Here is a 26,118-nt window from a genome sequence, read left to right as displayed (position 1 = left end):
GCTCAGGCGGAGGCGGCGTCCAGGCTGGCCGCGAGCGAGTCGGCGATGGCGTCGGGGGTCAGGCCGATGTCCTCGAGGACCTCGCCGCGGGAGGCGTGGTCGAGGAAGCGCTTGGGGATGCCGTACTGCAGCACGGGGACGCGCAGACCTGCCTGCTGCACGGCATACGCGACCTGCGACCCGACTCCCCCGATCACGAGGTTGTCCTCGAGGACGGCGACGGCACCCGCGTGGCGGGTCAGCTCGACGAGGTCGTCGCTGACCGGCAGGCACCAGCGGGGGTCGACGACGCGGATGGAGTGTCCTTGAGCGGTGAGCTTGGCGGCGACGGCCATCGCCGTGCTCGCCATCTCGCCGAGACCGACGAGGAGCAGGTCCACCGCTGCGTCGTGCGGCTCGAGCAGGACGTCGACGCTGCCGCAGGTGCGCAGCGCGGGCAGGGGCGTCGGGAGGCTCTGCTTCGAGAAGCGGATGACCGAGGGGGCGTCGTCGATGTCGACCGCCTCGTGCACCGCGGCCACGAGGGTGGCCTCGTCGCGAGGAGCGGTCAGGTGCAGCCCCGGGATCATCCCGGTCAGCGTCATGTCCCACATGCCGTTGTGGGAGGCACCGTCCGTGCCGGTCACCCCCGCCCGGTCGAGCACGACCGTGACGCCGGCCCGGTGCAGGCCGGCGTCCATCAGCAGCTGGTCGAAGGCGCGGTTGAGGAAGGTCGCGTAGATGCAGACGACGGGGTGGAACCCGCCGTAGGCCAGCCCGGCGGCCATCGTCAGGGCGTGCTGCTCGGCGATCCCGACGTCGAAGACGCGCGAGGGGAACTCCTGCGCGAAGGGTCGCAGGCCCACCGGGATGAGCATGGCCGCAGTGATGGCGACCACGTCCTCGCGCTGGCGCCCGACCTCGACCATGGTCTCGCTGAACGTGTCGGTCCAGATGCGCCCCTTGACCTGCAGCGGCAGCCCCGTCTCGGGGTTGATCTTGTCGACGGCGTGGAAACGGTCGGCCTCGTCCTCACGGGCCGGCTGGTAGCCCTTGCCCTTCTTGGTCAGCACGTGCACCAGCACCGGCCGACGGTAGGAGCGGGCCTTGCGCAGCGCGCTCTCCACCGCCTGCTCGTCGTGCCCGTCGATGGGGCCGAGGTACTTCAGCCCGAGGTCCTCGAACATCCCCTGGGGGGCGACGATGTCCTTGATCCCCTTCTTCACGCCGTGGGCGGCGCCGTACATGACGCCACCGACCACGGGCGTGCGCGACAGGACGTTCTTGCCCCAGTCGAGGAAGCTCTCGTAGCCCGCGGTGGTGCGCAGGGTGGCCAGGTGCTCGGCGAGCCCACCGGTCGTCAGGCCGTAGGAGCGCTCGTTGTCGTTGACCACGATCACCAGCGGCAGGTCCTTGTCGGCCGCGATGTTGTTGATCGCCTCCCACGCCATGCCCCCGGTCAGCGCCCCGTCACCGATGACGGCCACGGTCGTGCGGTCGAGCTCCCCGGCCAGGCGCCTCGCCCGGGCGATGCCGTCGGCCCAGGACAGCGACGTCGATGCGTGGGAGTTCTCGACCACGTCGTGCGGCGACTCGGCCCGGCTGGGGTAGCCCGCCATGCCGCCCTTCTGCCGCAGCCGGTCGAAGTCGTCGCGCCGGCCGGTCAGCAGCTTGTGCACGTAGGACTGGTGCCCGGTGTCGAAGACGATGGTGTCGCGCGGGGAGTCGAAGACCCGGTGCAGGGCGATCGTCAGCTCGACCACCCCGAGGTTGGGACCCAGGTGCCCGCCGGTCTTCGACACCGACCGGATGAGGAACTCGCGGACCTCGCGCGCGAGGCGGGGCAGCTCGTCCGGCCTCAGCGCCTTGAGGTCGTCGGGTCCGTCCAGAGAGTCGAGCAGTGCCACGTGGGGTCAAGGTCCTTTCGGGGTTCGATCAAGTCTAGGGTGCACTCCCCGTCATCACGCACAGGAGCCCAGCGATCCTTCGTAGCACGACCGACACATCCCCGAAACGCCTGCCTCCTACCTTGTGAACTCATGAGCGCCAACACCACCCGCCTGCAGGCCATCACCAACGTCCAGGCCTACGTGCCGCCGACCGTCAGCTTCGACCCGGGCGAGGAGCCCGGCGAGATCTTCGGCGAGAACGTCTTCAGCGTCACCGTCATGGCCAAGCGGCTGCCGAAGTCGGTCTACAAGTCGGTCCTGGCGACCATCGAGCAGTCCGCCCCCCTCGACCCGGCCGTGGCCGACGCCGTCGCGTCCGCCATGAAGGACTGGGCGCTGGAGAAGGGCGCCACCCACTACGCCCACGTCTTCTACCCGCTGACCGGCCTGACCGCCGAGAAGCACGACAGCTTCCTCGACCCGGTGGGGGACGGCACCGCCTTCGCGTCCTTCTCCGGCAAGACGCTGGTGCAGGGCGAGCCCGACGCCTCCTCGTTCCCCAACGGTGGCCTGCGCAACACGTTCGAGGCGCGCGGCTACACCGGGTGGGACGTGATGAGCCCGGCCTACGTGCTCGAGAACCCCAACGGCAACACGCTGTGCATCCCGACCATCTTCATCTCGATGACCGGCGAGGCGCTCGACCACAAGACCCCGCTCCTGCGCTCCCAGCAGGCGATGGCCGCCGAGGCGGAGCGGGTGCTCACGCTCTTCGGCCACACCCCCGACCGCGTCGTGTCCTTCTGCGGTCCCGAGCAGGAGTACTTCCTGATCGACAGCAACTTCTTCACGGCGCGTCCCGACCTGCTCAACGCCGGCCGCACCCTCTTCGGGGCCAAGCCGCCCAAGGGCCAGGAGTTCGACGACCACTACTTCGGCGCCATCCCCGAGCGCGTGCTCGGCTTCATGATGGACACCGAGCGCGAGCTCTTCAAGCTCGGCATCCCGGCCAAGACCCGCCACAACGAGGTCGCGCCCGGCCAGTTCGAGATCGCCCCGATGTTCGAGCGGGCCAACGTCGCGTCCGACCACCAGCAGCTGCTGATGACGACCTTCAAGTCGATCGCCCGCAAGCACGGGATGGAGTGCCTCTTCCACGAGAAGCCCTTCGAGGGCGTCAACGGCTCGGGCAAGCACGTCAACTTCTCGCTCGGCAACGAGGGCCAGGGCAACCTGCTCCTGCCCGGTGACAACCCGCACGACAACGCCCAGTTCCTCGTCTTCTGCGCCGCGATCATCCGCTCCGTGCACAAGTACGGCGGCCTGCTGCGCGCCTCCGTCGCCTCGGCGAGCAACGACCACCGCCTCGGCGCCAACGAGGCCCCGCCGGCGATCATCTCGATCTTCCTCGGCGAGCAGCTGGCCGACGTCTTCGACCAGGTCGCCAAGGGTGGCGCCACCCGCTCGAAGGAGAAGGGCACGCTGACCATCGGCGTCGACACCCTCCCCGACCTGACCAAGGACCCGGGCGACCGCAACCGCACCTCGCCCTTCGCCTTCACGGGCAACCGGTTCGAGTTCCGCGCGCCGGGCTCCATGCAGACCGTCGCCGGGCCCATGGTCGTGCTCAACACGATCATGGCCGAGGCCCTCGACCACATCGCGACCGTCCTCGAGACGTCGGTCGCCGACGGCACCGACTTCAACGAGGCGGTCCAGACGCTGCTCGCCGACATCATCTCCGAGCACGGGTCGGTCGTCTTCAACGGCAACGGCTACTCCGACGAGTGGCCGATCGAGGCCGAGCAGCGGGGCCTGAAGAACCTGCGCACCACCATCGACGCGCTGCCCGAGCTGATCAGCCCGGAGGCCATCGAGCTCTTCTCGCACTACGGCGTCTTCAGCGAGCGCGAGATGCACAGCCGCTACGAGATCGGCCTGGAGCAGTACATCCTCAGTGTCACCGTCGAGGCCAACCTCATGCTCGAGATGGGCACGACGATCATCGCGCCCTCGGCGGTCCGCTACCAGACCGAGCTGGCCACCAACGTCGCGAGCCTCAAGGCCGCCGGCGTCGAGGCCGACACCTCCGACCTCGCCGCGATCGGGGTCCCGCTGGCCCGGCTGCGCGCCGGTCTGGCCAGCCTGGCCCAGGCGATCGCCCACCCGCACTCCGACGACGCGCTGGCGACGGCGACCTTCTGCCGCGACGCCATGCTGCCGCCGATGGCGATCGTCCGTGCCGCCGCCGACACCCTCGAGGGCCTCGTCGCCGACGACCTGTGGTCGCTGCCGACCTATCAGGAGATGCTCTACATCCTCTGACCCCTGTCGCCACGACGGGCTCGGCCACCACGGCCGGGCCCGTCGACGTGCCGGCTCACAGCCGCGGGACGAAGACCTTGCCGCGCAGCGCCTCGAGCACGAGGCCGGCCGCACGCTTGGCCGCCACCAGGCGCAGCCCCTCGGCCTCGAGGTGGTGCATCACGTCGGCGAGCCCCTCGGCCGGCACGAGCCCACCGAGCTCGACCCGCACCTCGCGGTAGGCCTGCCGCATCGCGGCCACCTGCCCGTCGAGGTGACGGTCGGCGAGCCAGGCGAGGGCCACCGGGTGCCGCCGCCACCCGGCATAGGACCGGTAGTCGGGCGGGCACTGGTCGAGCAGCCAGGCCACGGCCCGGTCCTCCCACCCGGGGCTGTGGGCGGGCGGCACACCGGGGGGCCACCCGGGGGGCACGGCGGAGGACATCCCCTCAGTCTGCCCCCACACCTCGTTGTCCGGTCGGGCGGTCAGGGCCGGACACGGGTGCGCCCGGTGGCCGCGCGCGGCCCCCCGAGCTCGAGGCCCGCGACCCGGCGAGCGCAGGGCATCCGGCCCGTGGACGCACCTCGCGGTCGACTCAGGCGGTGACCAGCGACCGCAGGACGTACTGCAGGATGCCGTCGTTGCGGTAGTAGTCGGCCTCACCCGGGGTGTCGATCCGCACCACCGCGTCGAACTCGACGCTCGGCGCCCCGTCCTTCGTGGCGCTCACGTGCACCGTGCGCGGGGTCGTGCCCTCGTTGAGGGCGGTGATCCCGCTGACCGCGAAGGTCTCGGTGCCGTCGAGGCCGAGTGAGTCGGCGTTCTCGCCCGCGGGGTACTGCAGCGGCAGGACGCCCATGCCGATGAGGTTGGAGCGGTGGATGCGCTCGTAGCTCTCGGCGATGACAGCCTTGACCCCGAGCAGCCGGGTGCCCTTGGCGGCCCAGTCGCGCGAGCTGCCGGAGCCGTACTCCTTGCCCGACAGGATGACGAGCGGGACGCCCGCCTCCTGGTAGGCCGCGGAGGCGTCGAAGATGGTGCTCTGCTCGCCGCCGGCGAGCCAGTTGCGGGTGAAGCCACCCTCGACTCCGTCGAGCAGGAGGTTGCGCAGCCGGATGTTGGCGAAGGTGCCGCGGATCATGACCTCGTGGTTGCCACGGCGCGAGCCGTAGGAGTTGAAGTCCTTACGGTCGACGCCGTGCTCCCCGAGGTACGTGCCTGCGGGGCTGTCGGCCTTGATCGACCCGGCGGGGCTGATGTGGTCGGTCGTGACCGAGTCGCCCAGCTTGGCCAGGACCCGTGCACCCTCGATGTCGCCGACGGGCGTGGTCTCCATGGTCATACCGTCGAAGTACGGGGGCTTGCGCACGTAGGTCGACTCGCCGTCCCAGGCGAAGGTGTCACCCTCCGGGGTGGGCAGAGACTGCCAGCGCTCGTCGCCGGTAAAGACGTCGGCGTAGTCCTTGATGAACATGCCCTGGTTGATCGAGTCGGCGATCGTGGCCTCGACGTCGGTGGGGGCGGGCCAGATGTCCGTCAGGAAGACGTCGTTGCCGTCGCCGTCCTGCCCGAGCGGCTGGGCGTCGAAGTCGAAGTCCATCGTGCCGGCGAGGGCGTAGGCGATGACGAGGGGCGGCGACGCGAGGTAGTTCATCTTCACGTCGGGGTTGATCCGGCCCTCGAAGTTGCGGTTGCCCGAGAGCACCGAGACCACCGCGAGGTCGTTCTCGTTGATCGCGGCCGAGATCTCGTCGGAGAGCGGGCCGGAGTTGCCGATGCAGGTCGTGCAGCCGTAGCCGACCAGGAAGAAGCCGAGCTTCTCGAGGTTGGGCCACATCCCGGCCTTCTCGTAGTAGTCGGTGACGACCTTGGAGCCGGGCGCCATCGAGGTCTTGACCCAGGGGGCGACGGTGAGGCCCTTCTCGACCGCGTTCTTGGCCAGCATCGCGGCCGCCATCATCACCGACGGGTTCGAGGTGTTGGTGCAGCTGGTGATCGAGGCGATCGAGACGATGCCGTGGTCGATCTCGAAGCTGGCGCCCTCGGCCGTGGTGACGAGCACCTTCTTCGACGGACGGCCCGAGCCGTCGCCCTCGTTGGCCGGCTGGGGTCCGCCGTTGCCCTCCAGGGCACCCGAGTCGCTCGCCGGAAAGCTGGGGGCGTCCCCGGGGTCACCCTCGTCGTGCGCGACGTAGGTCGGCAGCACCTTGCGGAAGGCCGCCTTGGCGTCGGTGAGGGAGATGCGGTCCTGCGGGCGCTTCGGCCCGGCGATGGACGGCACGACGGTCGACAGGTCGAGCTCGAGCCGCTCGGAGAAGCGGGGCTCCACCGAGGCGTCGTGCCACAGGCCCTGCTCCTTAGCGTAGGCCTCCACGAGGGCGACCGAGTCGTCGGAGCGCCCCGTCAGGCGCAGGTAGTCGAGGGTGACGTCGTCGATCGGGAAGATCGCGCAGGTCGAGCCGAATTCCGGGCTCATGTTGCCGATCGTGGCGCGGTTGGCCAGCGGCACGGCCGCGACCCCCTCGCCGTAGAACTCGACGAACTTGCCGACCACGCCGTGCTTTCGCAGCATCTCGGTGATCGTGAGCACCACGTCGGTGGCGGTGGCCCCGGCCGGGATCGAGCCCGAGAGCTTGAAGCCGACGACGCGCGGGATGAGCATCGAGACGGGCTGGCCGAGCATGGCCGCCTCGGCCTCGATGCCGCCGACGCCCCAGCCGAGCACGCCGAGGCCGTTGACCATCGTCGTGTGCGAGTCGGTGCCGACGCACGAGTCGGGGTAGGCCACGCCGCCCCGCACCATGACGGTGCGGGCGAGGTGCTCGATGTTGACCTGGTGCACGATGCCGGTGCCCGGAGGGACGACCTTGAAGTCGTCGAACGCGGTCTGGCCCCAGCGCAGGAACTGGTAGCGCTCCCGGTTGCGTCCGTACTCGATCTCGACGTTGCGCTCGAAGGCGTCAGCGCGGCCGAAGACGTCGATGATCACCGAGTGGTCGATGACCATCTCGGCGGGCGAGAGCGGGTTGATCTTCGTCGCGTCGCCACCGAGCTCGACGACGGCCTCGCGCATGGTCGCGAGGTCGACGACACAGGGCACGCCGGTGAAGTCCTGCATGAGCACGCGCGCCGGGGTGAACTGGATCTCGATGTCGGGGTCGGCGGTCTCGTCCCAGCCGGCGAGGGCACGGATGTGGTCGGCCGTGATGTTGGCGCCGTCCTCGGTGCGCAGGAGGTTCTCCAGGAGGATCTTGAGGCTGTAGGGGAGGTTGCTCGCCCCCTCGAGCCCGCCCAGGCGATAGATCTCGTAGCTCTGGTCACCGACCGTGAGCTCGCCCTTGGCACCGAAGCTGTCGACCGAACCGTCCTGAACGCCCACGAGGGGCTCCCTTCATCGAGAACTATCTTGACGTCAAGATAATTCAACCACATCTGACCGCGCGCGTCACTCCCCACCCGGCGTGTCGGGGCGGAAGACCGCGATGCACTCGACGTGGTGGGTCATGGGAAAGGCGTCGAAGGCCCGCAGGGAGCGCAGGCGGTAGCCCAGCCCGGCGAGGTATGCCGTGTCGCGCGCCAGGGCAGCCGGGTCGCACGCGACGTAGGCGACGGCGCGGGGGCGGAGCGCCGCCACCGCCTCCACGACCTCGCGGCCGGCCCCGGTGCGCGGCGGGTCGAGCACCACGAGGTCAGCGGTCAGCCCCTGCTCGACCAGCGCGGCGAGGGCCTCGGCCACCTCGCCCGCCCGGACCTCGACCTGGGGCAGGTCCTGCACGTTGTCGAGCGCGTACTCGACGGCCCGGTCGTCGCCCTCGACGGCGAGGACGGCGCCCTCGGTGCCCACGGCGTCGGCCAGCGCGGTGGCGAAGAGGCCGACCCCGGCATACAGGTCGAGGGCGCGCTCGCCGGGCTGGGGGTCGAGCTCGGCCAGCAGGTGCGCGGTGAAGGTGGGCGCTGCCCCCGGGTGCACCTGCCAGAAGCCGCGGGCCGAGACCCCGAAGGAGCCCGACCAGGTGGGCGTCGCCACGTGCTGGACCACGGTCGGGACGGAGTGCTCGGGCAGGGGCACGACGACGGCGTCGACCGGCTCGTCGGCGGCGACCACGTCGACACCGGTGCACCCGGTCCAGGTCGTGCCCAGCACCCCGGAGTCGATGACGCGGCGGTCGGCGATGAGGCAGTCGTCGACCGGGATCACGTCGTGGGAGCGGTGCCCGCGCAGACCGGGACGCCCGTCGGCGCCGACGGCGAACTCCACCCGGGAGCGCCAGCGCAGACCCTGCTCCTGCTCGGCGTCGCCCGGCAGCGCCTCGACGACGACCTCGACGTCGAGGCCGGCGAGACGGTGCAGCTGCTCGCGCACGACCGTGGCCTTCAGTGCCCGCTGGTGGGCCAGGGTCACGTGCTGGAAGTCGCAGCCCCCACAGCGGCCAGGGCCGGCATACGGGCAGGGCGGGGTGACCCGCTCGGGTGACGCGTCGAGCACCTCGACCGCGTCACCGCGCAGGAAGGAGTCCTTGGCCCGGCCCTCGGTCACGAGCACGCGCACCCGCTCGCCCGGCAGCGCGTGCCGCACGAAGACGACCCGCCCCTGGTGCCGCGCGACGGCGTGGCCGCCGTGGGCGATGGGACCGACCTCGACCTCGACCGTGGTGCCGACGAGGGGGTCGGGCGGCGCACTGGGGCGCGGGGCGCCGCGGCGCTGGCCTCCCCGGCCCTGCGCCGGCCGTCTCGGCCCCGGGGGCGGAGGGGTCACGAGGGGCCCCGCCGCACGGAGCCCACGACCGGGCCGTCGAAGAACTCCTCCTGACCCTCGGAGGAGCGCAGCTGCCACGGCACGCTGGCCACCATCACCCCGGGGGTGAACAGCAGCCGGGCCTTGAGCCGCAGGGCGCTCTGGTTGTGCAGGATCTGCTCGTACCACCGGCCGAGGACGTACTCCGGGATGTAGACCACCACGACATCGCGCGGGCTGCCGCTGCGGAGCGACTTGACGTAGTCGACGATCGGGCGCGAGATCTCCCGATAGGGCGAGTCGAGCACCTTGAGCGGAACGGGGATCTCGAGCTTGGCCCACTGCACCCGCAGCGCCTGCGTGTCGTCGGAGTCGACGTCGACCGTCACGGCCTCGATGAAGGTCGGCCGGGTCGCCCTCGCGTAGGCGAGCGCGCGCATGCCCGGCTTGTGCAGCTTGGAGAGCAGCACGATCGCGTGCACGCGGCTCGGGAGCATCTGCGGCTCGTCGGGGTCGATCTCGAGCTCGTCGCGCACCCGGTCGTAGTGGCGCCGGATGCCGAGCATGAGCACGAAGAGCACGGCCATGGCGGCGATGGCGTAGCGCGCCCCCTCCATGAACTTGGTGATGAGCACGACGACGAGCACCGTGCCCGACATGAAGGCACCGAGCGCGTTGATGACGCGCGAGCGCATCATCCGGGACCGCACCTTGGGGTCGCGCTCGGTGCGCAGGTGACGGTTCCAGTGCCGGATCATGCCGCTCTGGCTGAGGGTGAAGGAGACGAACACGCCGACGATGTAGAGCTGGATGAGCGAGGTCACCGTCGCCTGGTAGGCCACGATCAGCGCCACCGCCCCGGCCGCGAGGATCAGGATGCCGTTGGAGAAGGCCAGGCGGTCACCGCGAGTGTGCAGCTGGCGCGGCAGGTAGCCGTCCTTGGCCAGGATCGAGCCGAGCACGGGGAAGCCGTTGAAGGCCGTGTTGGCGGCCAGGATCAGGATCAGCCCGGTGACGATGGAGATGAAGACGACGCCCGGGGTGAAGCCGCCGAACACGGCCTTCGACAGCTGGCCCAGGACCGGGTCCTGGATGTAGGAGTCGCCCACGGGGACGCCGTTGAGCGTCAGCTGCTCAGCCGGCTGGTCGGCGATCTTGATGCCGGTCAGGCGGCCCAGCACGATGATCGAGGTGAGCATCGTGATGGAGATGGCACCCATCAGCAGCAGGGTGGTCGCGGCGTTCTGGCTCTTGGGCTTCTTGAAGGCCGGGACCCCGTTCGAGATCGCCTCGACCCCGGTGAGGGCGGCGCAGCCGGAGGAGAAGGCCCGCAGCAGCAGGAAGGCCATCGCGACCCCGGCGACCTGCTCGTGACCCGACTCGGGCACGAGCTCGAGCCGCGCGCTCTCGGCCTGACCGAGGTGGCCCGTCGCGGCCTGCGCGAAGCCGTAGAGGGCCATGCCGATGATGCCGAGCATGAAGGCGTAGACCGGCAGGGCGAAGGCGTTGCCCGACTCGCGCACCCCGCGCAGGTTCATCGCGGTCAGGACGACCACCAGCCCGACGGCGACCGGCACCTCGTGACCGCGCAGGGCGGGCAGTGCGGTCGCGGCGTTCTGCACGCCGGACGAGATCGAGACGGCCACGGTGAGCACATAGTCGACGAGGAGGGCGCTCGCCACGGTCACCCCGGCCTTGTCGCCGAGGTTGACGGTGGCGACCTCGTAGTCACCTCCACCCGAGGGGTAGGCACGCACGTTCTGCCGGTAGGAGGCGACGACGATGGCCATGACCGCGACGACGGCGAGGGTGATCTGCCACGAGTGGGTGGTGACGAAGGCGCCACCGGCCAGCCCGAGCATGAGCATGATCTCGTCGGGCGCGTAGGCCACGGACGAGAGGGCGTCACTGGCGAAGATGGGCAGGGCGAGCCGCTTGGGCAGGAGGGTCTCGCCAAGGCGGTCGCTGCGCATGGCGCGACCGAGGAGCAGGCGCTTGAGAACGCGTCCGGAGGAGGCCACGCGCACACTGTATGCCGCGCCACCACCGCGCGTGGTGAGACCTGCGTCGGCGAGACGCCCCGGACCGTGTAGCGTTTCGCAGCGTGCACTTCGTCATCATGGGTTGCGGTCGCGTGGGCTCCACGCTGGCCAAGAGCCTGAGCAAGCGCGGGCACGACGTCGCAGTCATCGACTCCGAGCCCTCGTCCTTCCGACGACTGGGCAGCAGCTTCGAGGGGATGACGGTCACGGGTCTCGGCTTCGACCGCGACACCCTGCGCGCGGCACGGATCGACGAGGCCTACGCCTTCGCCGCCGTCTCGAGCGGTGACAACTCCAACATCCTCGCGGCCCGCGTGGCCCGCGAGACCTTCGGGGTCGAGCACGTCGTCGCCCGCATCTACGACCCCGGCCGCGCCGAGGTCTACCAGCGGCTCGGCATACCCACGGTGGCCACGGTCCGCTGGACCTCCGACCAGATGCTCCAGCGTCTGCTCCCTCAGGGCGCCGTGCCGGTGCTCACCGACCCGAGCGGTCGGGTCGTCATCGCCGAGGTCCCCCTGGCCCGCAGCTGGGTCGGGCGACGGATCAGCGAGGTGGAGTCCCTCACCGGGACCCGCATCGCCTACGTCACCCGGCTCGGCGAGGGGCTGGTCCCCGGTGCCGAGACGGTCTTCCAGGACGGTGACCTCGTGCACGTGGCGGCGGCGACGACCGACCTGCAACGCGTCGAGAAGGCCTACGACCAACCGCCGCCGCCGCACTGACCCACCGCCTCTACCCCCTTACCCATCCCACCCGAGAAGCCCCGGAGAGCAGCCATGCGCGTCGTCATCGCCGGAGCGGGGAGCGTGGGACGGTCGATCGCCCGCGAGCTGCTGCACAACGGGCACCAGGTGCTGCTGATCGACAAGGATGCCGACGACGTGGAGGCCTCGCGGGTGCCCGACGCCGCGTGGCTGCTGGCGGACGCCTGCGAGATCACGGTCCTCGAGGAGGCCCGTGTGCAGGAGTGCGACGTCGTGGTGGCCGCCACCGGTGACGACAAGGCCAACCTCGTCGTGTCGCTCCTGTCGAAGACGGAGTTCGGGGTGCCACGCACGGTCGCCCGGGTCAACAACCCCAAGAACGAGTGGATGTTCGACGAGTCGTGGGGGGTCGACGTGGCCGTCTCGACGCCGCGGCTGATGACCGCCCTCGTCGAGGAGGCGGTGAGCGTCGGCGACCTCGTGCGGATCTTCCAGTTCCAGCAGTCGAAGGCCTCGATGGTCGAGCTCACGATCCCGGCCGAGAGCCCCTACATCGGGCGCCCCATCAGCGAGGTCGCGTGGCCGGCCGACACCGTGCTGGTCGGCATCATCCGAGATGACCGACCCATCGCGCCGAGCCGGGACGACTGCGTCGAGGCCCATGACGAGCTGCTGTTCATCACCACCCCCGACGCCGAGGACGAGCTTGAGCAGCTCCTCTCCCCCGGCAACCGGCTGCCCCGCGGCGAGGAGTAGCGCCCCACACGGGAGCTCGCAGGGTCTCGTGGGGCTCAGGGAGCTGAGGACCCGCCTGGTTCGGGAGCCCGCTCGAGGGGGGTCTGACCGCGCAGGACCACCAGGCCCATGACGAGCACGGCGACGAGGTATGCCGGTGTGCCGAGGACGACCTTGGCGACGCCGAGTGCCGCGACCTGACCCCCGAGGTAGAGCGGGACCATCACGGCGAGCCGGACGACGTCGAGCGCCACGATCACCCAGCCGAGGCGCGAGGCGACGGTCACGATGCCCGGGTGCCTGCGCCACCCCAGGAACGCCTCGGTGAGCGCTTCCTCGTCGCGGGCCGCCGTGGCCCGCGACTGCTCGTCGTCGAGAGCGTCCTTGCGCGACGACGACTTGAGCCGGTCGGACGCCGCCACGAGCTCAGGGTCACCGGCGGCGATCAGGAAGCCGAAGAGCGGCCACCGGGTGAGGTTGGCGACCGTGAGCACCACGAGGGTCGCTCCGGTGCCGATCATCCCCGGGAGGAACGCGTCCTGGGCCCGACCCGACCGGATCGCGAAGAACGCCGCGATCGCCAGCACCACGGCCGAGTAGCCGATGAACCGCACGGTGTCGCGACGCACGAGACGCACCACCGCGAGCGCGGCCAGGGTCAGTCCGGAGGCCACCAGCGTCAGGCGGGTGTCGTGGGTGGCGGTCCACGCCACCACGAACACCAGGGTCGGCAGCGCCGACTCGAGGCCCCCGCGCCAGCCGCCGACGGCCAGACCGATGCGCTCGCGCAGGAGCTCCTCGACCGTCGTGTGGGAGGTCACCGCCTCCAGCCGACCGGGCGTCGGGTGCTGCTCAGCCACTCTTGGGGACGATCTCGTAGAGGGGGTTGAAGATGGTGGCGACGCCCCGGTAGTAGGACACCCGACCCGTCGCCCTCAGGGTCACGCCCGGGGTGATGCCCGCGATCTCGCGCCGCCCGAGCCAGACCAGGTGCAGGGCCCGGCTGCCGTCGTAGAGCTCGCACACCAGGGCCGGGATGTCGGTCCGGGGCCGCAGGGTGACCGAGCGAACGATCCCGCACACCCGGGCCTTCTCGCGGTTGGGAAGGTCGCAGATCGGCGTGGCGCCCACCCGCTCGGCGTCGGCTTTCAGGTCGTCGGCCTCGAGGTCCTCGATGGGCCGGGCGAGCCGATCGGCCCACCTCGACAGGATGCCCCTGCTCGGGGGTCCGCCCGTGGTGGTCGAGCGCCCCTGGACCGTGGGGTCGTGAGCCATGTCTTCGTCTCCTCAGCTCGACGTCAGCGCACTTCGGTGATCTCGGGGCCGCGCTCGAACGGCTTGAGGTCGTCGAGGTGGGGGTCCTCGACGACCTCGTCGTCGAGGGATGGCTGGTCCGGCACCGGGTCGTCCCCGGGCTCGGGCTGGATGTCCTGCGGCAGGGTCAGTGGCAGGACCTCACGGGGAGGCATGGCCTCGTCACCGCGCACGACCACCGTGTTGCGCACGAGCTCGACGAGCGGTGCCGCTGCCGCCTCGTCGATGGCAGCGGGGCCGCTGAACACCGCGCGCAGGAACCACCGCGGCCCGTCGATGCCGGCGAACCGCACCTGGGCGAAGACGGTGCGCCCGTCGACGCCCTGCTGCGGCATCCGGCAGACCAGCTCGCGGCCGAGCTCACCGCGCACGACGTCGGCGGTGCCGCCGCCGGCCGTGATGTTGTCGGCGATCTCGGTGCGGATCTCGGGCCACACAGGCAGTGTGCGAGGCGCGGCGAAGGCCTGGAGCTGCACCCCTGACTCGCCCAGCACGGCGTGCACGGAGAGCACGGTCCCCTGCGCTTCGTCGACCTCGAGGCGCAGCTGCATCCCCTCGATCGGGACGAGGCGCAGGGCGCCGAGGTCGAGACGGGCGACGGGGTCGGCGCCACCGGCCTCGGCCGCCTCGACCTCGGTCAGGTCGAAGGGTCCGCGGGCCCGGTTGAGCGGCTCCTCGTCGAGCTCGTCGAGCTCGTCGAGCCCGTCGAGCCCGTCGGCCTCGGGCAGCACGTCGACCTCCTCGGACGGGCTCACCTCGAGCTCGGACGCCGGCTCCGACCCGGAGGTCTCCGACTCCTGCAGGCCCGGGGCCTCGCTGCCGTTCTCGGTCTTGTCACGTCGTCGGAAGATTCCCACGGGTCCTTCGCCTCTTGTGTCCTCGAGTGGTGTGTGGTGCGGGTGCGGGGTCTGACGTCCCGCCGGGATCAGTCCCCCGGTGGTCCGAAGCCGCCGCTGGCGCCGTGACCAGTGTCCCCCCTGCGACTGTCGGGGAGCGAATCCTGCTCGACGAAGTCGACGCGGGCGACCATCTGCACGACCAGCTGCGCGATCCGGTCACCACGACGCACCGTGAACACCTCGTGCTGGTCGAGATTGACGAGGTTGACCATGATCTCGCCGCGGTAGCCGGCGTCGATCGTGCCGGGTGCGTTGACGATGGTGATGCCGTGCCGGGTCGCGAGACCGCTGCGCGGGTGGGTGAAGGCGGCGTACCCGGCGGGGAGGGCGATGGCCACCCCGGTGGGGACCAGCGCCCTCTCGCCCGGACCGAGGACGACGTCGACGCGGGCCCGCAGGTCTGCTCCCGCGTCACCCGGGTGGGCGTAGGCAGGGGCCGGCAGGTCGGCGTCCAGCCGCTTCAGCAGCACCCGCACCGGCGCACCGTCTGTGATGGCCGTCGGGACAGCAAGAAGGCCGGTCCCCTGCGGAACCGACCCTTGCTGAGGCGTCACGTCAGGAGGCGCAGTCGCGACAGACCATCTGGCCGCGGGACTCGCTGGCCAGCTGGCTGCGGTGGTGCACGAGGAAGCACTGGGCGCAGGTGAACTCGTCGGCCTGACGGGGAAGGACGCGGACCGAGAGCTCCTCGCCGGACAGGTCGGCGCCGGGGAGCTCGAAGCCCTCGGCGGTGTCGTTCTCCTCGACGTCCACTGCCGACGAGGACTTGTCGACGCGGCGGGCCTTGAGCTCTTCGATGGAGTCCTCGGACAGGTCGTCGTCGGTCTTGCGGGGGGCGTCGTAGTCGGTCGCCATGGGGTGTCCCTCCTGGGGTCGTGCGATGGGGTGGGTGCGGGCGCTGTGGCAGGATAGAGCAAACTGGTGCAGTTTGGGACAAAAAGCAACCTGCCGTGCTGTGGTGGAGGGTAGCGTGAACGAGTCGCTCACGTGGCTCGTGGGGTCTAACGCCGCGCCAGGCTCGTTTGTGCCCGCATCGGGGCCCCCCCTCGCGAGGCGCCCGAGTCGCACGACGTCCCTGCCTCCGGCACACGGTGAGGTCGCAAGCCCCCGTTCGACGCACGTGCCCCCTACAGTCGGGCTGTTGCGAGACGACCCCACGCGCTCCACCCGGAGCGCCCCCCTGTGACGGAGGTGCACGATGACTGAGTTCCACACCCGACTCCACGAGCGGGCCCGCGAGGCCCTGGCCGGTCTCGACCGGGCCCGGGACTGCGGCGAGGACTACACCGCCGACGTCCTCACCGGTGAGCTGGAGTCGATCCTCCGGCTCGCTGACGACCACGGGGTGCGGCTGCCCGAGCTCGACGACTTTCGCGTCAGGTCTGCGGCCTGAGCAGCCCCCACCGTCCTCTCAGCGGTCCACGACCGCCGAGAGGGCGGCGTGGACCGCCGGGTTGCCCGCCACGGTCAGGTGGGCGTCGGGGGCGCCGCCGCCCGGCCCGGTGACCACCCCGCCGGCCTCGGTGACGACCAGCCACCCGCCGGCGAGGTCCCACGGGTTGAGCCCGATCTCGAAGAACCCGTCGAGCTGACCCGCGGCCACCGCGCACAGGTCGAGCGCGGCGCTGCCGATCCGGCGGATGTCGCGGATCTCGGGCAGCACCTTCAGCAGCAGCTCGGCCTGGGTGAGGCGGCGCTCGCGGGTGTAGCCGAAGCCGGTGCCCACCAGGGCGCTCCCGAGATCGTCCACGTCACCCACGTGCAGCACGCGTGAGGTGCGCCCGTGGGCGTCTCCCCCGTCGCTGGCCGTACCGGTGGGGACCACCGAGCAGCGGGCCCCCGCCCCCTTGGTCGCGTGGTAGACGAGGCCTCGGGACGGGTCGCCCACCGCCGCCGCCAGCACCTGCCACTCCCCCGCGACCCGCGGGTCCCCGGTCACTGCGGCGATGGACACGGCGTACGCGGGGATCTCGTAGAGGTAGTTGACCGTGCCGTCGATGGGGTCGACGACCCACGTGATGCCCGAGGTGCCGACGTGATCGTCACCCTCCTCGCCGAGGACGCCGTCGTGCGGACGGGCCGCGAGCAGGCGCTCGCGGATCAGCTCCTCGGAGCGGGTGTCCATGACGGTGACGACGTCGGTCGGCGAGGACTTCGTCGCCGACGGGCCCAGCCCGGCCGGCCGCTCGTGCGTGATGAGCCGACCCGCCTCGAGCGCCACCTCGACGGCCAGGGACTCGAGCCCGTCGAGGGCGAGGAGTGCCCGCTCCGCGAGGTCGGCCGTGCGGGCGCCGAGATCGGGGTCAGCGCCGGAGGGGCTCATCAGTCGCTCCCGCACAGGGCCGGACGGGCCGTGCGCAGGTTGGGGCAGCAGCCCGGCGCGCACACCGAGGGACGCACGCCGGGGCCGCTGGGGGCCGGGCCTCCTCGCGCCTCGTCGGCGCGCTCGAGCAGCAGGTCCACCAGCCCTGCCACCCACCCGGGATCGACACCGACCGTCGGCACCCTGGTCATCGTCAGACCCAGCCGGTCGGCCGTCTCGCGAGCCTCGGTGTCGAGGTCGTAGGCCACCTCCATGTGGTCGGAGACGAAGCCGATGGGAGCCACGACCACGGTCGTGACGCCCTCCTTGGCCAGCTCCTCGAGGCGGTCGTTGACGTCGGGCTCGAGCCACGGCTGGCTCGGGGGTCCGGAGCGGGAGCAGTAGACGACCTCGGCCGGCAGGTCCCGACCCAGCTCGGAGGCAGCGCGAGCGGTGACCTCCATGGCCAGCCGGTGGTGCTGCTCCTGGTAGAGCCGGCCGTCGCCGTCACCCGGCCCGGAGGTCTCGTCCATCGCGTCGGGGATCGAGTGCGTCACGAAGAGCAGGCCCAGCTGGGCGTCGGGCACGTCGGCGTGGCTGCGCAGCGCCTCGAGCACGAGCCGGGCGTTGGGGTCGACGAACGCCGGCCGCCCGGCATACGGGCCGACCTTGTCGACGACGACGACGTGGCCCTCGTCGCGCACGGCCGTCACGGCGTCGGCGAGGTTCTCGCGGTACTGCCGGCACGACGAGTAGCACGAGTAGGCGCTGGTCGAGATGACGAGCAGACGGTGCAGGCCCCGCTGCGCCGCGGCGCGGAGGCTGTCGGCGAGGAAGGGCTCGCTGTTGCGGTTGCCCCAGAGCACGGGCAGGTGGATGTCACGGCCGGCGAGCTCGGCCTCCATCGCCGCGATGAGCGCGCGGTTCTGGTCGTTGATGGGGCTCTTGCCGCCGAAGAGGTGGTAGTGGTGTCCCACGGCCTCGAGCCGCTCGTCGGGGATGCCCCGACCGGCGGTGACTCGCCGCAGGAAGGGCATGACCTCGTCGGGGGCCTCGGGCCCGCCGAACGAGAGGAGCAGGACGGCGTCGTACGGCGCGAGGAGGTCGCTGGCGTCGGGTGCGCCCGCCGGAATGGGGTCGGTCATGGGGAAAACGCTACCCGTCCGGCCGCCAACCGGCGTGGCCGCTTCCGGCTGTGCGCTCGGGATGGCACAGTCTGGAGCAGGAACAGGCAGGATGAGCGGGCCACGACGAGGCATGACCAGCGAGCAGGAGGAGTGCGGATGCAGGACCTTCGGCTGGTGGGGGTCCACGACGACGGCACCCACCTGCTGCTCGAGGGTGCCGACGGCACCCGCCTGCGGCTGCCCCTCGACGACACCCTGCGTGCCGCCGTCCGTCAGGACCGGTCGCGGCTGGGCCAGCTGCAGATCGAGCTCGACGGGGGGCTGCGCCCGCGTGACGTGCAGGCCCTCGTGCGGGCGGGGGGGACCGCCGACGACGTCGCGGCACGCGCCGGGTGGACGGTGGAGAAGGTGCGCCGGTATGAAGGGCCGATCCTCGCCGAGCGCGCCCATGTTGCCGACCTCGCCCGGCTCGTGCGGATGCGCACCCGCAGCAGCGGCCCGGATGCGCCGACCCTGATCGCCCGGGTCGGCGAGCGCATGCGAGCGCGCGACGTCGACCCGACGACGAGCACCTGGGACTCCTGGCGGGACGCGGAGGCCGCACACTGGACCGTCGTGATGCGCTTCGTCGCCGGGGGCCGCGAGCGCCGGGCCCTCTGGTCGTTCGAGCTGTCGACCCAGACCGTCACGCCGCTCGACGACGAGGCCCGGTGGCTGACCGAGGAGGAGGCTCCGGCGGTCGCCGGGCCGATCCCCGCTCCGGCCACCCGGGTGCAGACCGCGGTCTACGACGTCGAGGCCGAGGGCGGGGTGGCTGCCGTGACGCGTCGGGCCCCCGACGTGCCCGTCGACCTCGTGACCGCGATGCGTGAGCGCAGCCAGGCCCGCGGTCGACGGACCAAGCGCGGACGGGCGCCGACGGACGTCCCGACGCCGGAGCCCCCGACCGACGCGCTACCGATCACCGGGCTGTCCTACGACCCCGAGGTGCACGGGCTGCCCCCCGCCGCCCATCCTCGCGCGGGCGAGGAGACGCCGCCGCAGGTGTCGCAGACCGACGCTGCGCCGGAGCAGCCGACTACCGAGGCGGTCGCGGAGCCCGCCGACGACCGGTCGACCGGCGGCTCCGACGCTGCGGGCGAGGAGCCCTCACCCGAGGAGTCCCCGGCCGCGCTCGCCGCTGTCGAGGAGGAGTGGCCGGCCGTCGGCGACGAGGCCGGCGACGACAGCGAGGTCGGCGACGAGGTCGTCGACGACAGCGAGGTCGGCGACGAGGTTGGCGGCGAGCAGGACGAGCCCGCTGCCCGCCCCGAGGAGCCGAAGGAGAAGCCACGCCCGAAGGCCGCGGGGCAGCCCGGCCCGGCGGCCCCGGCAGCGGCCGAGACAGCCCGACCGGCGGCGCGTCGGGGTCGACCGCAGGTGCCGTCCTGGGACGACATCATGTTCGGTTCGCGCCGCGACTGACGTCGTGCCTCACGAGGTCAGTGATGGGTCGACTGCCCCACGACGCCGGCTCGTGGTCGTCGCGCCCCTCACCCCCCTCGAGGTCGGCGACCGTTTCGCCACCCGCGACTGGCCCCTCCACGTCACGGTGGTGCCCACCTTCTTCAGCCGGGCGTCGGTGACGCAGGTCGCGACGGCGCTGGCGGCCTCCTGCGGCTCCCTCCCGGCGGTCACCGCCGTGGTGGGCGCAGACGCCCTCTTCGGTCCGCGGCAGACCGTGCCCGTCTCAGAGGTCGTCATGGACCCGGCGCTGCGAGCGGCCCACGCCGTCCTGGTCGAGGGGCTCGGAGACATCGAGCCCGAGTCGCCGGGGTTCTGGGGTGAGGGGTTCAGGGCGCACATCACCCATCGCCGGGACCACCGGCTGCACCCCGGGGACATCGTGAGGCTCACCCAGGTCACCCTCGTCGACATGGAGCCCGGACAGCCCCTCGGGATGCGCGCCGTCCTCGCGGTGAGTCCGCTCCTCACCCCGGGCCCCGCGGTCGGTGCCGAGTCCTCGCCCCGCGCACAGGGCTTCACGTGAAGGCGTGTGCGGGCCAGCGCCCGGTCCCCGCCCGCACACGGCTTCACGTGAAGGCGTGTGCGGCGCGCGCTCAGACGGGCGGCACCGCACACACGTCGAGGTCGAAGGGCAGCACGTCGGGGCTGATCGCGGCGGCCCGGGCCGCGTGCGCGGTCATCCGCCGCATGTAGTGGCGCCGGCAGAGCACCTCGTACTCCACCTGGTGGCTGGAGCGCCCGGCTCGGGCGAGATCCGTCGCCTTCGCGCCCGGGCCCCCCTCGCCGATGTCGCCGACGACGACCTGCTCGCCCTCGACGACCATCGCCCCGTCGACGACCCGCGCGTTGTGGGTGGCCCGTTGACCGCACCAGCAGAGCGCCTCCACCTGCAGCACCTGCACCCGGTCGGCGAGCTCGATGAGCCGCTTGGAGCCGGGAAAGAGCTCGGTGCGGAAGTCTGAGGTGATGCCGAAGGCGTAGACGTCGACCGACATCTCGTCGACCAGCCGGGCGAGCTGGTCGACCTGCGCCGGGGCGTAGAACTGCGCCTCGTCGCAGATCAGGTAGTCGACGCGGGCGCCCGAGCTCGCCAGGGCGACCACGGCCTCCCAGAAGTCGAGGTCGTCGTGCACCTCGCGGGCGCTCGTCTCGAGCCCCAGCCGCGACGACAGCACCGAGTTGCCAGCTCTGTCGAGCTTGGTGAAGATCAGCCCCGAGCGGCCCCGGGCCGCGTGGTTGTGGTCCATCTGCAGGGCAAGGGTCGACTTGCCGCAGTCCATGGTGCCGCTGAAGAAGACGAGCTCGGCCACCACGAGACCCTATGCGCTGCGCGCGGGCACGCGGACCAGGGGCACGGCCCGCTCGTCGGCACTGACCGAGCCGTGCAGACCGAGCAGCGCCAGCACCTCGGGCCGCATGCGGGCCGAGTGGACAACGGCGAAGTTGTCGCGCATGAGGGCGACGACGTCGCCGATGCGTGGGAGCACCTCCTCGCGGACGGCACCGAACCACCCCGCCTCGACCGCCTCGTCACGGCTGAGCACCCATGCGTGGGTAGCCAGCCGCTCGCGCCAGGTCGCGAGCACGTCAGGGGTCGCTCCGGCCTCGCAGTGGAGCTGGGGGCTGCGCGGCTCCCCACCCACGTGCCGGATGCCGCGGTGCAGCTCGGCGTCGTGCGCCAGGTCGATCCGCAGATCGTGCGGGACGTCGACCATGCCGTGGTCGGCGGTGACGTAGACCGCGGTGTCGTCGGGCACCCGCAGGGCGAGGTCACGCAGGCCCGCGTCGACGGTCTCGAGCTCGTCCCCCCACTGCCGCGACTCGCACCCGTGCACGTGGCCGACCTTGTCGAGCTCACCCCAGTAGAGGTAGACGAGTGTCCGCGGGCTGGCGCGCACCGCGGCGACGGCGGCGTCGACCCGGTCGGACAGCCCGCGGGCCGCCGTGAAGCGCCCGCCCCGCAGGGCGGCGTTGGTCAGCCCGGAGCCGTCGAAGAACCCCGGGCCCACCCTCGTGACCTCGACCCCGTGCGACTGCACCTGCTCGAAGACGGTGCGAGCGGGCTGCCAGGCGAAGGGGTCGGGGCCGTCCTCCCAGGAGAGCTCGTTGAGCAGGCGGTCCTGCCCCGGCATCATCACCTCGTAGCCCACCAGGCCGTGGGCGCCCGGAGGCAGCCCGGTGCCGAAGCTGCCCATCGACGTGGCCGTCGTCGAGGGAAAGCCGCAGTCGAGCCGGGCCGCGCGGGGCAGGTGGGAGCGCAGGAACGGTGCGTGCCCACCCCGGCGCAACAGCAGCTCGAGGCCCAGCCCGTCGACCAGGACGACGACCGCCCGGCGGGCGGGCGCGAGTGCGAAGGGGTCGCACCCGGCATACGGGCGGACGCCGAGGCTGTCGGCGACCGCCGGGAGGACGGCGCCCAGGCTGGCCCCGCCGTAGGCCGGCGGGTCGGGGACGGTGCTGCTCACCGGCCGACCGGCGAGGCGGTCATGCGGCGGCGATCGGGCCGCCGATGGACGAGGAGAGCACCCGGGCGAAGTTCAGGGCGTCGGCGAGGGCGTCGTCACCCTCGGCCGCGGCGCTGATCCGCAACGAGATGTCGTCGGAGGCGACCGTGCCCTCGAACCCGTGGTCGGAGTCGCAGTCGGGGTCTCCGCAGGTCGCGGGCACGAGGTCGAGCCGGCTGACCGCGCCCCAGCCGATCGTCAGGGTGAGCTCCTGCCCGAGCGACCCGGTGACGTAGGAGTCGGGCGACGCGACCACGTGGGTGAGCATCACGCCGCGGACGGCGTGCAGGGGCACCGTCTCGCTGGTCGCGGTCACGACCGCCCGGCCCGGCTCGTGCTCGTCGTGGTCGTCGGCGTGCGTGATCACGAGCGTCGAGCCGGTCACGGCCAGCACCGTGAGGTGGCGACGAACGGTCTCCTGGTCGAAGGTCGTCTCCTGGTAGACCAGGTGGGCCACGACCGACTCGGTGCCGAGGGCCGCCGACACGACGTCGGCGACGAGCGTCGGGTAGTAGCCGGCAGTGTCGATGGCAGAGGCCAGCGGAGCAGGGAGGCCCGCCCCGCGGGACTGAGCCGAGGGGGATGGATGCGGCGTCATGCGACACATCCTCTCAGAGCCGGTACCGACCGGTGGCGCACGACGCCCCGTGGACCGGCCAGTGCGTCGCCGACGGGCCGCTGGACCCGCGGGGCGGCTACCCTCGGCCTCGTGCCCGCGTCCGTCCTCGTCGTCGTCCCCGCCTGGAACGAGCAGGCGACCCTGCCCGACGTCCTGCGCGAGATCCGGGCCGCCCTGCCCGAGGTCGACGTGCTCGTGGTCGACGACGGCTCGACCGACGCCACGACCCGCGTCGCGCTGGCGGCGGGCGTGCCGGGGGTCAGCGTGGCCACCCTGCCGGTCAACCTCGGTGTGGGGGCCGCGTTGCGCACAGGCTTCCGTCACGCCCGCCGTCGGGGTTACTCCGTCGTGGTGCAGGTCGACGCCGACGGTCAGCACGACCCGTCGCAGGTGCCGAGGCTCCTCGCCGAGCTCGCGGCCGGCGCCGACATCGCCATCGGCGCGCGTCGCCGCGACGACGAGGCCGCCCCCGGGCACGGCCCGCGCCGCTGGGCCATGACGGTCCTGTCGGTGGTCCTGTCCAGGGTCGCGCACACCCGCCTCACCGACACCACCTCGGGGTTCCGGGCCTGCAACGTGCGGGCGATCGACCTCTTCGCCGCGTCGTTCCCCCCGGACTACCTCGGCGACACCGTCGAGGCGCTCGTCGTCGCCACCCGGGCCGGCCTGGTCGTGCGCGAGGTCGAGGTCTCGATGCGGGCCCGAGCCGGAGGCGAGCCCTCGACCGGGCCCCTGCGCTCGATGGTCTTCCTCGGCCGCGCGCTCACGGCGCTCGCCTTCTCGCTCACCCGGCCGCGGTCCACCCCGCAGGACGCGCACCCCCCCTCCGTCGAGCACCGAGCCCCCCTCGAGACCCACGAGCAGAAGGAGGTGACGCGGTGAGCCTGCGTGACGTCAGTGGCTATCCCTTCGCCATCGGTGTGTGCGTCGTGCTGCTGGTCACGCTGGCCTGGTTGCTGCGCAGCCAGCGGCTGCGCGAGAAGTACTCCGTCATCTGGGTGGTGCTGGTCCTCGGGCTGGTCTTCCTGGGCTTCGTCCCGCAGGTGACCCAGGGGCTGACCCGGCTGACCGGTGTCACGACCCCCATCAACCTCGTCTTCATCCTGGCGTCCCTCGCCCTGCTGGTCGTCTGCATCCAGCTCAGCCTCGAGCTCTCGCGGCTCGAGGAGACGACCCGTACCGTCGCCGAGGAGGTCGCGCTGCTGCGGCTCGACGTCGACCAGCGCTTCGCGGCCGGGGAGGGCCCCCACGCGACCGCACCCGGGCCCGCACCCGGGGCGCAGGGGCCGGGTGCGACGGGCACCCCGTAGCCGTCGCCGGCGGGGTCACCACCCGAGCGCCGACGCCACCGCACGCTCGAGGTAGGGCACGAGGCTCGCCACGTAGGTGGCCGACAGGTGCGACTGGTCGCGGTAGACGACCACGTGACCGATCACCGGCGGGCAGGTCGTCGCGGTGCAGTAGAACGACGTCAGGTCGACCACCTTGGCCCTCGGCACCTGCGCCGCGGCCTCCGTCTGCCCGTCGATCCCGCGCAGTGCCTGGGCCCGGGGGATGGCGCACGCGGTCGCGGCCGCCTTGCCCTCGCGGAGGATGCACGCGGTCGTGCCGGGCGTCATCGCTGGGTTGTCGAGCACGGCGACGATCGGCACGTCGGGCAGCTCGCGCCAGGCGGCGACCAGCCCGTCGACGGTGGCCGCGCGCGTCACCGCACCGGTCGCGTCGATGGCCGGGTGGTCGAGCCGGGAGTGGGTCACGATGACGGCATCGACCTTGCTCGTGCGCGCGATCTCGAGCACAGCCGACCGCCACGCCTCGCAGGCGGCAGAGAGGTCGGCCGACGGCTGCCGCTGCGCCGACGCGGTCAGGTAGCACCCGCCGGTGCCCGTGAGGTCGATGCGCCAGTTGCGCTCCTGCGCGATGCGTCGGTAGGCCCCGATGAAGGTGTTGCTGTGGGAGTCGCCGATGGCGATGAGGTGCTTCGTCCAGCCGGTGGCCGGTCCGAGCGGACACACCCTCGGCTTCCCGTCGCCGTCGCTGCCCCAGCACTCGGGCAGGTTGTCGTCGTCCTTCTCGACCGCGGCCGGGTCCGGGAGCAGGACCCCGTCGAGGCCCGCCTCGACGCAGGGCGACAGGGCCGGGTCCATCGACCGCGCGCCCAGGCAACCGGTCGGGCTGGTGAGGGCGGACCGCGCCGTCGCCAGGCTCCGCTCGTCGACGCCGGCCTGGTAGTGCGACAGACCGAGGGCGAGCACGACCACGACGCTCGTCGCGGCGGCGCACCAGAGCACGACGGCGCGTGGCCGACGGCCGCCGAGCAGCCGGGGGCCGAAGCGAATGGGCTCCTCGACGAAGCGGGTGGACACCCACGCGATCCCGATGGTCAGCGCGACCACGACCAGCTTGTCGGTCGTGGTGAGCGCCCGCCCGGTGGCTTCGGGCAGCAGGGTGAGCAGTGGCCAGTGCCACAGGTAGGCGGCGTAGGAGACCGACCCCAGCAGGGCGACCGGCGCGAGCTGCCCTACCCGGGCGAGGGTCGACCCGGCGCCGGACCACAGGGCGAGCGCGGCACCCGCGACGGGGAGGGCGGCTGCGTAGCCCGGGAACGCCGTGCCCGCCCCGTAGGCGAAGCACCCCACGACGATCGCGCCGACGCCCACCCACGGCAGCACCCGGTGCCGTCGCGCCGAGACGCCGATCGCGGCGAGCAGCGCCCCGGCCACGAACTCCCAGGCGCGGGTGAGGGTGGAGAAGTAGGCCGTGCTCGGTGTCGTCGTGGTCTGGACGACCGAGAGGACGAGCGAGGCCACTCCCACGCCCGTCAGCATCGTGATGACCGGCCCGCGGGCCGGAGACACGCCGAGGTGCCCGCGCGCTCGGTGCACCCGGCCACCCACCCAGTGAGTGAGCAGCAGGAGCAACGGAAGCCCCACGTAGAACTGCTCCTCGACCGAGAGCGACCAGAAGTGACGGGTGGGTGACTCGCCGTTGGCCGACGCCAGGTAGTCGACCGCGTCGTGGGCCAGCCGCCAGTTCTCCAGCTGGACCGCCGAGGCGACGACCTCGGAGAGGTCCTGCGCCCAGCGGTCGCGCGACGCGAAGGCCACGATGCCGGCCGTCGTGGTCAGGAGCACGAGTGCCGACGCCGGCACGAGCCGCTTCATCCGTCGGGCCCAGAACCGCAGTGGACGCAGCCGACCGGTGCGCTCGATCTCCTCGAGCAGGTGGCTGGCGATCAGGAAGCCGCTGACGACGAAGAAGACGTCGACCCCGACGTAGCCACCGGGGAGCCTGGTCGGCCAGAGGTGGTAGAGCACCACCGCCGACACCGCGAGGGCCCGCAGCGCCTGGATGTCGTGCCGGATCCCCTTCCCCGGTGGTGGCCCCCCGGGGGCCGGGCCCTGGGGCGCACGCGTCTCCTGGCTCGTCTGGGTCACCGCAAGAGTGTAGGCGTC

24 protein-coding genes are annotated in these 26,118 nt (G+C 72.0%); 8 read left to right on the top strand and 16 right to left on the bottom strand.

Features of this window, described 5'->3' with window-relative positions; all coding sequences use genetic code 11:
- Positions 1-2: 2 nt before the first annotated feature.
- The gene (gene dxs, locus V3N99_20785) at positions 3-1,886 is read right to left on the bottom strand and encodes a 1-deoxy-D-xylulose-5-phosphate synthase (GenBank protein MEO3939166.1); all 1,884 of its coding nucleotides are present in this window, start codon (positions 1,884-1,886) and stop codon (positions 3-5) included.
- 132 nt (positions 1,887-2,018) lie between these two features.
- Between dxs and V3N99_20780 the strand changes: the two genes are divergently transcribed.
- Entirely contained in the window at positions 2,019-4,193 is a 2,175-nt protein-coding gene (locus tag V3N99_20780; protein MEO3939165.1) for a glutamine synthetase III, read from the top strand.
- Positions 4,194-4,248: 55 nt separating this feature from the next.
- Here the strand turns inward: V3N99_20780 and V3N99_20775 are convergent, their stop codons facing one another.
- The 4 genes from V3N99_20775 to V3N99_20760 form a co-directional block, all read right to left on the bottom strand.
- Complete coding sequence (locus tag V3N99_20775) at positions 4,249-4,617, bottom strand: hypothetical protein (protein MEO3939164.1); 369 nt, start codon at positions 4,615-4,617, stop codon at positions 4,249-4,251.
- 151 nt (positions 4,618-4,768) lie between these two features.
- On the bottom strand, positions 4,769-7,552 hold the full coding sequence (gene acnA, locus V3N99_20770) for an aconitate hydratase AcnA (protein ID MEO3939163.1): 2,784 nt from the start codon (positions 7,550-7,552) through the stop codon (positions 4,769-4,771).
- A gap of 66 nt (positions 7,553-7,618) precedes the next feature.
- The gene (locus V3N99_20765) at positions 7,619-8,929 is read right to left on the bottom strand and encodes a class I SAM-dependent RNA methyltransferase (GenBank protein ID MEO3939162.1); all 1,311 of its coding nucleotides are present in this window, start codon (positions 8,927-8,929) and stop codon (positions 7,619-7,621) included.
- The gene (locus tag V3N99_20760) at positions 8,926-10,881 is read right to left on the bottom strand and encodes an APC family permease (GenBank protein MEO3939161.1); all 1,956 of its coding nucleotides are present in this window, start codon (positions 10,879-10,881) and stop codon (positions 8,926-8,928) included. The genes V3N99_20765 and V3N99_20760 overlap by 4 nt, the downstream gene beginning before the upstream one ends.
- 131 nt (positions 10,882-11,012) lie before the next feature.
- On the opposite strand from V3N99_20760, the gene V3N99_20755 reads away from it, so the two are divergent.
- Positions 11,013-11,675, top strand: coding sequence for a TrkA family potassium uptake protein (locus tag V3N99_20755; GenBank protein MEO3939160.1), 663 nt, complete (start codon positions 11,013-11,015; stop codon positions 11,673-11,675).
- A 54-nt stretch (positions 11,676-11,729) separates the two neighbouring features.
- Positions 11,730-12,413, top strand: a complete 684-nt coding sequence (locus V3N99_20750) for a TrkA family potassium uptake protein (protein MEO3939159.1) — start codon at positions 11,730-11,732, stop codon at positions 12,411-12,413.
- 35 nt (positions 12,414-12,448) lie between these two features.
- Here the strand turns inward: V3N99_20750 and V3N99_20745 are convergent, their stop codons facing one another.
- The 5 genes from V3N99_20745 to V3N99_20725 all read right to left on the bottom strand — a co-directional run bounded on the left by V3N99_20745 (position 12,449) and on the right by V3N99_20725 (position 15,460).
- Complete coding sequence (locus V3N99_20745) at positions 12,449-13,213, bottom strand: DUF3159 domain-containing protein (GenBank protein MEO3939158.1); 765 nt, start codon at positions 13,211-13,213, stop codon at positions 12,449-12,451.
- A gap of 31 nt (positions 13,214-13,244) precedes the next feature.
- The gene (locus V3N99_20740) at positions 13,245-13,667 is read right to left on the bottom strand and encodes an OB-fold nucleic acid binding domain-containing protein (GenBank protein ID MEO3939157.1); all 423 of its coding nucleotides are present in this window, start codon (positions 13,665-13,667) and stop codon (positions 13,245-13,247) included.
- A 23-nt stretch (positions 13,668-13,690) separates the two neighbouring features.
- On the bottom strand, positions 13,691-14,563 hold the full coding sequence (locus tag V3N99_20735) for a DUF3710 domain-containing protein (protein MEO3939156.1): 873 nt from the start codon (positions 14,561-14,563) through the stop codon (positions 13,691-13,693).
- 68 nt (positions 14,564-14,631) lie between these two features.
- The gene (gene dut / locus V3N99_20730) at positions 14,632-15,081 is read right to left on the bottom strand and encodes a dUTP diphosphatase (protein ID MEO3939155.1); all 450 of its coding nucleotides are present in this window, start codon (positions 15,079-15,081) and stop codon (positions 14,632-14,634) included.
- A 79-nt stretch (positions 15,082-15,160) separates the two neighbouring features.
- Entirely contained in the window at positions 15,161-15,460 is a 300-nt protein-coding gene (locus V3N99_20725) for a DUF4193 domain-containing protein (protein ID MEO3939154.1), read from the bottom strand.
- Between the two features lie 343 nt (positions 15,461-15,803).
- Here V3N99_20725 and V3N99_20720 point away from each other — a divergent pair, with 343 nt between their 5' ends.
- Positions 15,804-15,998, top strand: a complete 195-nt coding sequence (locus V3N99_20720; protein ID MEO3939153.1) for a hypothetical protein — start codon at positions 15,804-15,806, stop codon at positions 15,996-15,998.
- An 18-nt stretch (positions 15,999-16,016) separates the two neighbouring features.
- Here V3N99_20720 and V3N99_20715 read toward each other — a convergent pair whose 3' ends face one another.
- Positions 16,017-16,928: an inositol monophosphatase family protein gene (locus V3N99_20715; protein ID MEO3939152.1), complete on the bottom strand. Its 912-nt coding sequence runs from the start codon at positions 16,926-16,928 to the stop codon at positions 16,017-16,019.
- Positions 16,928-18,052 carry a ferrochelatase gene (locus V3N99_20710; GenBank protein ID MEO3939151.1) on the bottom strand — a complete coding sequence of 375 codons (1,125 nt, stop codon included), beginning with the start codon at positions 18,050-18,052 and terminating at the stop codon, positions 16,928-16,930. The genes V3N99_20715 and V3N99_20710 overlap by 1 nt, the downstream gene beginning before the upstream one ends.
- Before the next feature lie 138 nt (positions 18,053-18,190).
- On the opposite strand from V3N99_20710, the gene sepH reads away from it, so the two are divergent.
- Both sepH and V3N99_20700 read left to right on the top strand, forming a co-directional pair.
- Entirely contained in the window at positions 18,191-19,498 is a 1,308-nt protein-coding gene (gene sepH, locus V3N99_20705; protein MEO3939150.1) for a septation protein SepH, read from the top strand.
- Between the two features lie 52 nt (positions 19,499-19,550).
- Complete coding sequence (locus V3N99_20700) at positions 19,551-20,063, top strand: 2'-5' RNA ligase family protein (GenBank protein ID MEO3939149.1); 513 nt, start codon at positions 19,551-19,553, stop codon at positions 20,061-20,063.
- Positions 20,064-20,133: 70 nt separating this feature from the next.
- On the opposite strand, the gene V3N99_20695 is transcribed toward V3N99_20700, so the two are convergent.
- Genes V3N99_20695 through V3N99_20685 form a run of 3 tightly spaced genes read right to left on the bottom strand, consistent with a single transcriptional unit; the run spans position 20,134 to position 22,642 of the window.
- The gene (locus V3N99_20695) at positions 20,134-20,850 is read right to left on the bottom strand and encodes a thymidine kinase (protein MEO3939148.1); all 717 of its coding nucleotides are present in this window, start codon (positions 20,848-20,850) and stop codon (positions 20,134-20,136) included.
- Positions 20,851-20,859: 9 nt separating this feature from the next.
- Positions 20,860-22,005, bottom strand: a complete 1,146-nt coding sequence (locus V3N99_20690; GenBank protein ID MEO3939147.1) for an alkaline phosphatase family protein — start codon at positions 22,003-22,005, stop codon at positions 20,860-20,862.
- 19 nt (positions 22,006-22,024) lie between these two features.
- The gene (locus V3N99_20685) at positions 22,025-22,642 is read right to left on the bottom strand and encodes a DUF5998 family protein (protein ID MEO3939146.1); all 618 of its coding nucleotides are present in this window, start codon (positions 22,640-22,642) and stop codon (positions 22,025-22,027) included.
- Between the two features lie 111 nt (positions 22,643-22,753).
- On the opposite strand from V3N99_20685, the gene V3N99_20680 reads away from it, so the two are divergent.
- Both V3N99_20680 and V3N99_20675 read left to right on the top strand, forming a co-directional pair.
- On the top strand, positions 22,754-23,545 hold the full coding sequence (locus V3N99_20680) for a glycosyltransferase family 2 protein (protein MEO3939145.1): 792 nt from the start codon (positions 22,754-22,756) through the stop codon (positions 23,543-23,545).
- Positions 23,542-23,973 (top strand): DUF2304 domain-containing protein, encoded by a 432-nt coding sequence (locus V3N99_20675; protein ID MEO3939144.1) that lies wholly within the window; start codon positions 23,542-23,544, stop codon positions 23,971-23,973. The genes V3N99_20680 and V3N99_20675 overlap by 4 nt, the downstream gene beginning before the upstream one ends.
- A gap of 15 nt (positions 23,974-23,988) precedes the next feature.
- Here the strand turns inward: V3N99_20675 and V3N99_20670 are convergent, their stop codons facing one another.
- Entirely contained in the window at positions 23,989-26,100 is a 2,112-nt protein-coding gene (locus tag V3N99_20670; GenBank protein ID MEO3939143.1) for an acyltransferase family protein, read from the bottom strand.
- Positions 26,101-26,118: the final 18 nt, after the last annotated feature.

Source organism: Dermatophilaceae bacterium Soc4.6 (genome assembly GCA_039889245.1).
GTDB lineage: Bacteria > Actinomycetota > Actinomycetes > Actinomycetales > Dermatophilaceae > Lapillicoccus.
Note: the sequence above shows the minus strand (reverse complement) of the source record. Positions and strands in the feature narration are given on the sequence as shown.